Origin of the sequence: Micromonospora chalcea (assembly GCF_028768405.1) — a bacterium.
Classification (GTDB): Bacteria; Actinomycetota; Actinomycetes; order Mycobacteriales; family Micromonosporaceae; genus Micromonospora; species Micromonospora chalcea.
Genome location: NZ_CP118233.1, coordinates 2,369,109 through 2,382,242 on the forward strand (window position 1 = coordinate 2,369,109; position 13,134 = coordinate 2,382,242).

At 75.5% G+C, this 13,134-nt stretch carries 1 protein-coding gene (cut by a window edge); it reads right to left on the reverse strand.

The window, feature by feature from the left end:
* Positions 1-13,134, reverse strand: partial view of a type I polyketide synthase gene (locus tag PVK74_RS10345; protein WP_274478943.1) — the end only. 16,683 nt of this gene lie beyond the right edge of the window; the window shows 13,134 of its 29,817 coding nt (coding positions 16,684-29,817); its start codon lies off the right edge, out of view; its stop codon occupies positions 1-3.

The following is a 13,134-nucleotide window of genomic DNA, read 5'->3' on the forward strand; positions in this document are numbered from 1 at the left end:
CTAGATCCCCGGCAAATTGCCGCCGGGGCCACCCAGCTCGCGGTGGATGAAATCGAAGATCTCGGCATCGGTGGCGTCGTCGAGGGTGTGCGTGGCCGATTTCTCCTCGACGGGACCACGGTCGTCGCCCCACCGGGCGACGAACGCCTGCAGCTGCACCAGCAGCTTCTGCCGGGTCAGCCGGTCCGGCGCGTCGGCCGCGAAGACACCGTCGAGCCGTTCCAGCTCGGCGAGCAGCGGGGCCGCCGCGGCGGCGCCGTCCTCCGCGAGCCGGTCGCGCAGGTGCCGGGCGAGGGCCGCCGGCGTGGGGTAGTCGAACACCACGGCGGCGGGCAGTTGGACGCCGGTGGCGGCGCGGAGCCGGTTGCGCAGCTCCACGGCCGTCATCGAGTCGAACCCGACCTCGCGGAACGCCCGGTCGGGCTCCAGCCCCGCGTCCCCGCCGTGGCCGAGCACGGTCGCCGCCAGGCCGCCCACGAGGTCGACGAGGACGCCTTCGCGTTCGGCGGGGCTCAGCGGCCGCAGCCGCTCCCGCAGCGCGGTCGCCGCCTCGTCGTCCGCCGGCTGGCGCTCGTCGTCGGCGGGCATCGCCGCGCCCGCCTCCGGGACCCCCGTCAGCAGCGGGCACGGCCGCATCGACGCGAACGTCGGCACGAACCGGTCCCAGCGCACGTCGGCGACGATCAGCCCCGCCTCCGCCCGCAGCGCCTGACCGAACGCCTCGAGGGCCAGCTCCGGGGGCAGCCCCGGCAGGCCCCGCCGACGCAGCTGCGCCTGCTCGGGCGACTCGGGGTCGTCGCTCCACGGGCCCCACGCCACGGCGGTGGCCGCCAGTCCCCCGTGCCGCCGGTTCGCCGCGAGCGCGTGCAGCAGCGCATCGCCGGCGGACTGGCCGGCCCGGCCGCCCGCGCCCCACACCCCCGTGGTCGAGGTGCACAGCACGAACGCGTCGAGCGGGCGGTGCGCCAGCTCGTCGGCGTACCTGGGGACGTCGCCGACGGTGGCGGCCAGGTCGGCGGCCAGGCCGGCGAGGGTCAGCTCGGCGAGCGGCACCGAGCCGGTCTCGGCCGGGACGTGCACGAGCGCGGTCACCGACCGTTCCTCGGCGGCGAGCTGCTCCATCAGGTCGCCGAGCTTGCCCGTGGCCGGCTCGGCCAGCGGGAGCACCTCGGCGCCGTGGCGTCCCAGCCAGTCGGTGGTGTGCCGGGCGAGGGCGCCGGTCCCGCCGGTGAGCAGGACGGTTCCGTTCGGCCGGTAGCCGTCGCCCGCCGCCGGCAGCCCGGTGTCGCGGACCAGCCGCCGGGTGTGCACGCCGGCCTCCCGGACGGCGAGCTGGTCCTCACCGTCGACGTTGACCAGCGCCCCGACCAGGGCCGCGTACGCCGCCTCGGCCGGGCCCGCCGGCAGGTCGACGACTCCGCCGACGTGCCGGGGGTGTTCCAGCGCGGCGACGAGGCCGAGGCCCCACGTGGTGGCCTGCGCCGGGTGCGCGACCGCTTCCCCGTCGACGGCGACGGCGCCGGTGGTGGCCAGCCACAGCGGTACGGCCGGGCCGGAGCGGCCGGTGTGCGCCTGCACCAGCAGCAGGTTCGCCGCCAGGCCGGTCGGCAGTGCGGTCTGCTCCGGGTGCGGCGCCTCGTCCAACGCCAGCAGGGACAGCAGCGCCGTCGGCTGGTGCGCGGCGGCGAGCCGGTCGAGGTCGGCGGCCAGACCGTCGCGGGTGGCGGTGGCCGGGTCGACGGTCAGCAGGTGCACCGCCGCGGCGCCAGCCGTGAGGGCGGCGAGCACCCGGTCGGTGACCTGGTGCGGCGGGGCCACGACCAGCCACGTGCCCGGGTCGGCGCCGGTCAGCGCCCGGCGTTCCCAGGTGACCCGGTACCGCCAGCCGGCCAGGGTGCCGTCGAGCTGCTGGCGACGCCGCCACGACTCCAGTTCCGGCAGCAGCTCGCGCATCGGCTGGTCCGGGTCGAGGCCGAGGCGGCCCAGGTCGCCGTCGGTGACGGCCCGCCAGAACGCGTCGTCGACCGGGTCGGCGGCCGGTGCCGGCGACGTGTCGAGGGTCGGCCAGTAGCGCTGCGGCCGGAACGCGTACGTCGGCAGCTCGGGCAGCAGGCGGGGATCCGGGCGGGGGCCGGCCAGCGCGGCGAGCACCGCCGCCCAGTCGACGTCCCGCCCGGTGCCGTCCACGACGGCCAGCGCGGCGAGCAGGGCGGCCGGCTCGTCGGCGCCGGCGCGCAGCGCCGCCACGGCAGTGCCGTCCTCGTCGCCGGGCAGCAGGCCGGCGGCCATCGCCGTCAGCACCGCCTGCGGTCCGAGCTCCAGGAAGGTGTCCACGCCGGCGTCGCGCAGCGCGGCGATCCCGTCGGCGTACCGGACGGCCTCGCGGACGTGGCGCACCCAGTAGTCGGGCGTACGGATCTCGTCGGGCTCGGCGAGCCGCCCGGTCAGGTTCGACACGATCGGCAGCAGCGGCGCGGCGAACGCCAGTCCGTCGAGGACGGCCCGGAACTCGGCCAGCATCGGTTCCATCAGCGGGCTGTGGAAGGCGTGGCTGACCCGCAGCCGGCGGGTGCGCACCCCGCGTTCCCGCCAGAGCCGCTCCAGCCCGTCGAGGGAGTCGACGGCCCCGGCGAGCACCACGGCGGTGGGGCCGTTGACGGCGGCGACGCCGACCCGGTCACCCAGCCCGGCCAGGGACTCGACGACGGCCGCCTCGTCGGCGGCGACGGCGAGCATCCCGCCCCCGGCGGGCAGGGCCTGCATGAGCCTTCCCCGGGCGGCCACCAGCGTGGCGGCGTCGGCGAGGGACAGCACGCCGGCGACGTGCGCGGCGGTGATCTCGCCGATGGAGTGCCCGGCGACGTGCCCGGGCACCACCCCGAACGACTCGACCAGCCGGAACAGGGCCACCTCCAGCGCGAACAGCCCCGCCTGGGTGAAGACCGTCTCGTCGAGCAGCGCCGCCTCGGCGCTGCCTTCGGCCGCGAACAGCACCGGCTTCAGCGGCTGCGGCAGCTGGTGGTCCAGGGCCGCGCAGACCTCGTCGAGGGCCGCCGCGAAGACGGGGAACGTGTCGTACAGCTGGCGGCCGGCGCCGGGGCGCTGGGCGCCCTGGCCGGAGAACTGGACGGCGAGGCCGCCGGCGCGTCGCCGGGCGGTGACCACCGCTGGGTGCTCCTCCCCGGCGGCCAGGGCGCGCAGCGCGGCCAGCCGGGTCTCCCGGTCGGCGGCGATCACGGTGGCCCGCCGGCCGAGGTGAGCGCGGCCGTCGGCGAGCGCCCAGGCGACCAGGCCGGCCGGGTCGTCGCCGGTCGCGACGTGGTCGGCCAGCCTCCCGGCCTGCTCGCGCAGGGCGGGCAGATCGGCGGCGGAGACCGGCCACGGCAGGGCCACGGCGCGGTGGTCGCGTCGCGCTTCGCCGTGCCCCGCGGTCACGTCGAACGTTGCGGTGTCGGCGGCGGCGACCGGCGCCGGGGCCTCCTCGATGATCACGTGGGCGTTGGTGCCGCTGATGCCGAACGAGGAGACGCCGGCCCGGCGGGGTCCGTCCGTGGCGGCCCACGGTCGTGCTTCGGTGAGCAGCGCCAGCGTGCCGGAGGACCAGTCGACGTGCGGGGTCGGCGCGTCGACGTGCAGGGTCTTCGGCAGCACCTCGTGTTGCAGGGCCAGCACCATCTTCATCAGGCTCGCCGCGCCCGCCGCGGCCTGGGTGTGGCCGATGTTCGACTTCACCGACCCGAGCCACAGCGGCCGCTCGGCGGTTCGGTCCCTGCCGTACGTGGCCAGCAGCGCCTGCGCCTCGATCGGGTCGCCGAGGGTGGTGCCGGTGCCGTGTGCCTCGACGACGTCCACGTCTGCGGGGGTGAGGCCGGCGTTGTCCAGCGCGTGCCGGATGACCCGCTGCTGGGCGGGTCCGTTCGGGGCGGTGAGGCCGTTGCTCGCGCCGTCGGAGTTGACGGCGCTGCCCCGTACGACGGCGAGGATCCGGTTGCCGTCGCGCTGGGCGTCGGAGAGCCGCTGGAGCAGCAGGACGCCGACGCCCTCGCCCCAGCCCGTGCCGTCGGCGGCCTCGGCGAACGCCTTGACCCGCCCGTCGGCCGCGAGGCCGCGCTGCCGGGAGAACTCCAGGAACGCGCCCGGGGTCGACATCACCGTGACGCCGCCGGCGAGGGCGAGGTCGCACTCGCCGCTGCGCAGCGCCTGCGCGGCCAGGTGCAGCGCCACCAGCGACGACGAGCAGGCCGTGTCGACGGTGACCGCCGGGCCGTGCAGCCCGAACGAGTACGCCAGGCGGCCCGAGACCACGGACGCGCCGTTGCCGGTCGCCTGGTAGCCCTCCACCTGCGAGCGGGCGCCCAGCAGCAGCGTGGCGTAGTCCTGCCCGTTGGTGCCCATGAACACGCCGGTGGCGGAGCCGCGTACCCGGTGCGGGTCGATGCCGGCGCGTTCGAAGACCTCCCAGGTGGTGTGCAGCAGCAGCCGCTGCTGCGGGTCCATGGCGAGGGCCTCGCGCGGGTTGATCCCGAAGAACGCGGCGTCGAAGCCGACGACGTCGTGCAGGAAGCCGCCGCTGCGGGTGTAGCTGGTGCCGACCCGCTCCGGGTCGCTGTCGAACAGGCCGTCGAGGTCCCAGCCCCGGTCGGCCGGCATCGGCGTGACCGCGTCCACCCCCTCGGCCAGCAGGCGCCACAGCTCCTGCGGCGACGACACCCCGCCAGGGAAGCGGCAGGCCATGGAGACGATCGCGATCGGCTCGTCGGCCGCCGGCCGGGCAGAGGCCACGCCGCCGGTGACCGGGCCGCCGTCCGCGCCGACGACGATTTCGGTACGCAGGAAGCGGGCCAGTTCCGCCGCCGACGGGTGGTCGAAGACGACTGTCGACGGCAGGGTCAGGCCGGTGACCCGGCCCAGCCGGTCCCGCAGTTGCACGGCGGCGAGGGAGTCGAAGCCCAGTTCCCGGAACGCCCGGCCGGCGGGCACCTGGTCGGTGGTGGGGTGGCCGAGCACGGCCGCCGCCTCCGCGCGGACGAGGTCGACCAGCAGCGCCTCCTGGCCGGTCGCCGGCAGCGTGGCGAGCCGGTTGCGCAGCCCGTCGGTGGCGGCGGCGCTCTCCGGCCGCTGCGGCTCCTCGGCGACGGCGGGGGCGACCCGGTCGAAGAGGTGGCTCGGCCGTGCGGCGGTGAACGCCGTGACGAACCGGGACCAGTCGACGTCCACGATCACGGGGGCCGCCTCGGGGGCGTTCACCCAGCGGCCGAGCGCCGCGACGGCGGCGTCGGGCGCGAGCGAGCTGAACCCGCGGCGGCGCAGGCCGTCGGCGGTCTCCCCGGCGGCCATGCCGTCCTCCGCCCACGGGCCGTACGCCAGCGCGGTGGCGGGCAGGCCCTTCGCCCGGCGGGCTGCGACGAGGGTGTCGAGCAGGGCGTTGCCGGCCGCGTAGCCGGCCTGCCCGCCGCCGCCCCAGACACCGGCGACCGAGGAGAAGACCACGAACGCGTCGAGGTCGCGACCCCGGCAGGCGGCGTCGAGGTGCAGGGCGCCGAGCACCTTGCCGGCCAGGGTGTCCGACAGCTCGCCGTCGGTCACCTCGTACGCCGGGGTGGTGCCGCCGGACGCTCCGGCGGTGTGCACAACGGCGGTCAGCTCCGGCAGGTCCGCCACGAGGGCGTCGACGGCGGCCCGGTCGGTGACGTCGCACGCCACGACCCGCACCGCACCCAACTCGGCCACCAGCTCCGCCGCACCCGGAGCCCCCGGACCCCGCCGCGAGGCGAGGACCACCTCACCGGCCCCGTTCGCCAGCAACCAGCGGGCCACGTGCCGACCCAACGCTCCTGTACCACCGGTCACCAGCACCGTCCCGGCGGGCCGCCAACCTGACCCGGCGGGCGGCGCGGCCGGCACCAGCCGCCGGCCGAAGATGCCGCTGCGCCGGACGGCCACCTGGTCCAGGGTGCCGTCGGCGAGGACCGCGACGAGCCCGGCGCGGGCGCCGCGGTCGGCGCGGGCGGGCAGGTCGACCAGGCCGCCCCAGCGGTCCGGCTGTTCGAGGGCGACGACCCGGCCCAGGCCCCAGGCCAGGGCCGCCCAGACGTCGTCGACCCGTTCGCCGGCCGTGACGGGCATCGCGGTCCGACTGAGCGCCCACACCCGTCCGGCCAGGCCGGTGTCGGTGAGCGCCCGGACGAGGGTGAGCAGGGCGGCCGTGCCAGCGGGCAGCACCGGCGTGTGCGCCGGGGGCCGGTCCTGGCGGGGCAGGACGCAGAGCACCCCGGCCCAGCCGTCCCCGCTGATCCGGCGCAGCCGCTCGCCCAGGTCGGCGCGGTCGAGGGTGGACGACACGGTGAGCGTGTCCACCCGGGCGCCGGCCTGGGTGAGGGTCTTCGCCACGCCCGCGTCGGCGCCGCTGTCGACGGTGACGATCAGCCACCGCCCGGACAGCCTGGTCTTCGGGTTCGGCCGGACCGGCTCCCACCCGATCCGGTACGACCACCCGTCCAGCGCGGTGTCCCGGGACCGGTGACGACGCCAGCGCGAGAGGACCGGCAGGGCCGGGCCGAGCGTGTCCAGGGCGTCGGGGTCGTCGCCGAGTTCGGCGGCGAGGGCGGCCAGGTCGCCACGCTCGACGGCGGTCCAGAACTCGACGTCGCCGCCGTCCGGGGCGGCCCGCTTCTCGGCCGTGCCCTCGGGCCAGTAGCGCTGGTGCTGGAAGGCGTACGTGGGCAGGTCGACGCGGCGTGCGCCGGTGTCGGCGAACCACTGCGTCCAGGTCACCGGCATCCCGTGCACGTGCAGTTCGGCCAGGGCGTGCAGCAGCGCCTGCGCCTCCGAACGGTCACGGCGCTGCACAGCCACCGCCAGCACGGCCTCGTCATCAGGCAGCACGTCGGCGGTCATCGCGGTCAGGACGCTCTGCGGCCCGACCTCCAGGAACGTGTCCACACCGGCAGCCCGCAGAGCGGCGATCCCGTCGGCGAACCGCACCGCCTCGCGCACGTGCCGCACCCAGTACTCCGGCGTACGGATCTCATCGCCGGCCAGGGCACCCGTCACGTTCGACACGACCGGCAGCAGCGGCGTGGCAAACGTGAGGCCGTGCAGGACCGCGCGGAACTCGGCCAGCATTGGCTCCATCAACGGACTGTGGAACGCATGGCTCACCGTCAGCCGGCGAGTGCGCACGCCCCGGTCGCGCCAGTGCCGCTCCACCTCGTCGAGGGCCTCGACGGCACCGGACACCACCACTGCGGTGGGTCCGTTGACCGCAGCGACGCCTACCCGGTCGGCGAGCCCGGCGATCGACTCGACCACCGCAGCCTCGTCGGCGGCAACGGCCAGCATGCCGCCGCCCGTGGGCAGCGCCTGCATCAACCGACCCCGCGCGGCGACGAGCTGACACGCGTCGGCCAGGGACAACACACCCGCGACATGCGCCGCGGTCACCTCGCCGATCGAGTGACCGGCCAGCATGTCCGGCACGATCCCGAACGACTCCACCAGGCGGAACAGCGCCACCTCGACCGCGAACAACCCGGCCTGCGTGAACACCGTCTGGTCCAGCAACTCCGCCTCGGCGGACCCCGGCGACGCGAACAGCACGTCCTTGAGCGGACGCGGCAGCAGCGGATCGAGCTGCGCACACACCTCGTCCAGCGCGGCGGCGAACACCGGGAACAGAGCGGACAACTCCCGGCCCATCCCCGCACGCTGCGCACCCTGACCCGAGAACAGCAGCGCCAACTGGCCGCGCGCGGCGGCAGAACCGGTCACGACAGCCCCCGACGGCTCGCCCGCATCGAGGGCTCGAAGCGCGGTGAGCAGGTCGTTGCCGTCGGAAACCACGGCGACGGCGCGCTGTTCCAGCGCGGGTCGGGTGGTGACGGAGGACCAGGCCACGTCCAGCGGACGCGGGGCCTCGTCGGCGGCGAGCCAGCGCGCCCACCGGCCCGCTTGGCCGGCCAGGGCCGCGTCGGAGCGCGCGGAGAGCAGCACCGGTACGACCGGCGGCACGTCGCGGGCGACGACCTCGCCCTCGATCGTCTCGGCGGGCGGCTGCTCGATGATCACATGCGCGTTCGTGCCGGAGATCCCGAACGACGACACCGCCGCCCGACGCGGCCGGTCCACCCGCGGCCACGGGGTGGGCTCGGTCGCGAGGGCCACCGCCCCGGCCGTCCAGTCGATGTGTGGGGACGGCTCATCCACGTGCAGGGTCGGCGGGACGACGCCGTGGCGCATCGCCATGACCATCTTGATCACACCGGCGACACCGGCGGCGGCCTGCGTGTGCCCGATGTTCGACTTGACCGAGCCGAGCCACAACGGCTCCCGCCCCTGCCGGTCCTGCCCGTACGTGGCCAGGACGGCCTGCGCCTCGATCGGGTCACCGAGGGTGGTGCCGGTGCCGTGCGCCTCCACGGCGTCCACGTCGGCCGCAGTGAGCCGCGCGTTCGCGAGGGCCTGCCGGATCACCCGCTGCTGCGACGGACCGTTCGGCGCGGTCAGCCCGTTCGACGCACCGTCCTGGTTCACGGCCGTGCCCCGCACCACGGCGTAGATCTTCCGGCCCTCGCGCTGGGCGTCGGAGAGCCGCTGCACCAGCAGCACGCCGACGCCCTCGGACCAGCCGGTGCCGTCGGCGGACGCCGCGAACGACTTGCAGCGACCATCCTGCGACAGGCCGCGCTGCCGGGAGAACTCGATGAACGTGCCCGGCGTCGCCATCACCGTCACACCACCGGCCAACGCCAGATCGCACTCGCCGGAACGCAGCGCCTGCGCGGCGAGGTGCAGCGCCACCAGCGACGACGAGCACGCCGTGTCCACGGTGACCGCCGGCCCCTCCAACCCGAAGGTGTAGGCGACCCGACCGGACAGCACGCTGCCGGACGTGCCGGTCCCGACGTAGCCCTCCACCTCGGTCGGCAGGTCCATGAGCCGGGAGGCGTAGTCGTGGTACATGACACCGGCGAACACACCCGTCCGGCTGCCCCGCAACCGCTGCGGATCAAGCCCCGCCGACTCGAACGACTCCCACGACGCCTCCAGCAGCAACCGCTGCTGCGGATCCATGGCCAGGGCCTCACGCGGCGAGATACCGAAGAAACCGGGGTCGAACTCTGCCGCGCCGTACAGGAAACCGCCGTGGCGCGTGTACGACGTACCGCTGCGGTTCGGGTCCGGGTCGAAGAGCGACTCCAGGTCCCAACCGCGATCCGCCGGGAACTCCCCGATCCCCTCACCGCCGCCGGCCAGCAACTCCCACAGTTCGTCGGGGGATTCCACCCCGCCCGGGTAACGGCAGGCCATGCCCACGATCGCGATCGGCTCGTCGGCGCCGACGACCGTGCCGGCGACCTGTGCGCTGGCCGACGCGCTGACGCCGGCCAGCTCCGACCACAGGTGGTCGGCGAGCGCGGCCGGGGTCGGGTAGTCGAACACCAGCGTCGAGGCCAGCCGCAGCCCGGTGGCCGCGTTCAACCGGTTACGCAGGTCCACCGCCGTCAGCGAGTCGAAGCCCAGCTCCCGGAACGCCCGGTCCGCCGGCACCGACTCCGCACCACCGTGCCCCAGCACCTGCGCGACCAGACCCCGTACCAGCACGTCGATATGGGCGCGGCCCTCGTCCTCGGTGAGCCCGGCGAGCCGGTCGGCCCAGCCGCCACCGCCCTGCCCCGCCTGGCGGCGGGTGCCGGTCACGCCGATCAGGGTGCGCAGCACGGCCGGCACGGGGCCGCCGGAGGTCGCCGCCCGCAGCGCGGGCACGTCGATCACGGCCGGTACGAGGGCCGGACGGTCGGCACGCAGGGCGGCGTCGAAGAGTTCCAACCCGATCTCGGCGCTCATCGGCGTCAGACCCGCCCGCGCGGACCGCGCCCGATCCGCCTCGTCGATCGAGGCGGCCATGCCGGCGGTGTCCCACATGCCCCACGCGAGACTGACGGCCGGCAGACCCAACTGCCGCCGGTGGACCGCAAGCCCGTCGAGGAAGGCGTTGCCCGCCGCGTACGCCGACTGACCGGGCGAGCCGAGCACACCCGCCACCGACGAGAACACCACGAACAGATCCAGATCCAGACCCGCCGTCGCCTCGTGCAGGAACCAACCCGCCGACACCTTCGGCGCCAACACCCCGGCCAGCCGCGCCGCCGTCAGCCCCTCCACGACACCGTCGTCCAGGACGCCGGCGGTGTGCACGACACCCGCCAGCCGACCCTCGGCGGTGACCTCGGCAACCAAAGCGCCGACCTGGTCCCGGTCGGTCACGTCACAGGCGGCGATCCGCACGGACGCGCCCAGCGCCGACAACCGCTCCGACAACTCACCCGCACCGGCGGCCTCCGGACCGCGCCGCGAGACGAGCACCAGCGACCGCACGCCGTGCACCGACACCAGGTGCTCCGCGACCAGCGCCCCGAGCGCACCCGTACCGCCGGTCACCAGCACCGCGCCGTCACCCAGGCTGGGCGTCTGCGCGGCCGTGACGCCGGCCCGGACCAGGCGCGGCGAGTACACCGCGCCCTCGCGGACGGCGAGCTGGCCGCCGGTCGTGGCCGGTTCCCGCAGGACGCCGTCCAGCAGGGCAACCAGCGCGGCGTCCAGGTCGCCGTCGACGTCCGCGAGGACCATGCGGCCCGGGTGCTCCGACTGCGCCGAACGCAGTAGACCCCATACCGCAGCGCTCGCCAGGTCGGTCACCCGGTCGCCGTCGCCGATCGACACCGCACCCCGGGTCGCGACCACGAGCCGCGAGTCCGCCAGGGCGTCCGCCGCGAGCCAGGACTGCACCGTCGCCAGCACGTCCGAGGTCACTGCCCGGACCGACTCCGGCGTCGCCGCGCCGGGCGCGGGGAACACCGGCAGCAGCAGCGTCCGGGGGACGGACTCCTCCCCCGTGACCGTCGCCACGTCGGCGTACGTGGGCATTCCTACCGGTGCCGGCAGCTCCAGGCCGCCGGTCACCAGCGCCCATCCGGAAAGCTTCCCGGCGGGTGCGGCCTGCACGGCCGGCCACCGCAGCTCGAACAGCGACCGCGAGGCCACGCCCGGCGCGGCCGCGCCGGTCAGCTCTCGCAGGACGAGGGAGTCCATCGACACGACCGGCGCGCCCACCTCGTCGTACGCGGCCAGCCGCAGCCCGGAGCCGTCGCGGGTCAGGCGCACCCGCAGCGTCCCCGCGCCTGCGGCGTGGACCTGCACGCCCTCGAAGGCGAACGGCACCCGTGGTCCGCTCGATTCCTCGCCACCGAGCAGCAGCCCGATCGGGTGCAGGGCGGCGTCCAGCAGCGCCGGGTGCACGCCGAATCCGGCGCTCTCCGTGGCGGCGGCCTCCGGCAGGGCCACCTCGGCGAACAGTTCGTCGCGGCCGACCCAGGCGCGCTGGAGTCCCTGGAAGACCGGCCCGTACGCCAGGCCGTGCTCCGCCAGCGTCGCGTACCACCCCGCGAGGTCCACCTCCGACGTCGGGGCGGGGGGCCAGGTGATCGTGTCGGGCTCGTCGGCGGTGGACGCCTCCAGCACACCCTCCGCGTGCCGGGTCCAGCCCGCCTCGGGATCGTCGTCGGGGCGGGAGTAGACGGCGACGGGACGTTGCGGCGACTCCGACGTGGACACCCGCACCTGAATGCGTACGCCGCCGGATTCGGGGAGCATCAGCGGGGCGGCCATGGTCAGCTCCCGCAGCCGGGAGAGGCCCACCTCGTCGCCGGCCCGTACGGCCAGCTCGACCAGGGCCGTGCCGGGTACGAGCGTCAGCCCGGAGACCGTGTGGTCGGCCAGCCACGGGTGCGTGGTCAGGGAGAGCCGGCCGGTCAGCACCATCTCGTCGTCGCCGGCCAGGTCCACTGTCGCGCCGAGCAGCGGGTGCCCGGTGCGGCCGAGTCCGGCCCCGGACACGTCGCCCGTACGCGCCCGGCCGGCGGTGGGCCAGTAGCGCTGGTGCTGGAAGGCGTACGTGGGCAGGTCGACGCGGCGCGCGCCGGTGTCGGCGAACCACTGCGTCCAGGTCACCGGCATCCCGTGCACGTGCAGCTCCGCCAGGGCGTGCAGCAGCGCGTGCGCCTCCGGACGGTCCCGGCGCTGCACAGCCACCGCCAGCACACCGTCGTCGTCGGGCAGCACGTCGGCGGTCATGGCGGTCAGGACGCTCTGCGGGCCGACCTCCAGGAACGTGTCCACACCGGCAGCCCGCAGAGCGGCGATCCCATCGGCGAACCGCACCGCCTCGCGCACATGCCGCACCCAATACTCCGGCGTACGGATCTCGTCGCCGGCCAGGGCCCCAGTCACGTTCGACACCACCGGCAGCAGCGGCGTGGCAAACGTGAGGCCCTGCAGGACCGCGCGGAACTCGGCCAGCATCGGCTCCATCAACGGACTGTGGAACGCATGGCTCACCGTCAGGCGGCGAGTGCGCACGCCCCGGTCGCGCCAGGCCCGCTCCACCTCGTCGAGAGCCTCGACGGCACCGGAGACGACGACGGCGGTGGGCCCGTTGACGGCCGCGATACCGAGGCGGTCGGTCATCCCGGCGAGCGACTCCGCCACCGCAGCCTCGTCGGCGGCAACGGCCAGCATCCCGCCACCGGTCGGCAGCGCCTGCATCAGCCGACCCCGCGCGGCGACGAGCTGGCACGCGTCGGCCAGGGACAACACGCCCGCGACATGCGCCGCGGTCACCTCACCGATCGAGTGACCGGCCAGCATGTCCGGCACGATCCCGAACGACTCCACCAGACGGAACAGCGCCACCTCGACCGCGAACAACCCGGCCTGCGTGAACACCGTCTGGTCCAGCAACTCCGCCTCGGCGGACCCCGACGACGCGAACAGCACGTCCTTGAGCGGACGCGGCAGCAGCGGATCGAGCTGCGCACACACCTCGTCCAGCGCGGCGGCGAACACCGGGAACAGAGCGGACAACTCCCGGCCCATCCCGGCGCGCTGCGCACCCTGACCCGAGAACAGCAGCGCGAGCTGGCCGCGCTGGCCGGTGGCGCCGGAGACGACCGTACCGGTGGGGTCGCCGTCGGCGAGGGCGGTCAACGCCGCGACCAGGTCGTCCCGGTCGGCGGCGGTGACGACCGCCCGGTGTTCCAGCGCGGGCCGGGTGGTGACGGAGGACCAGGCCATGTC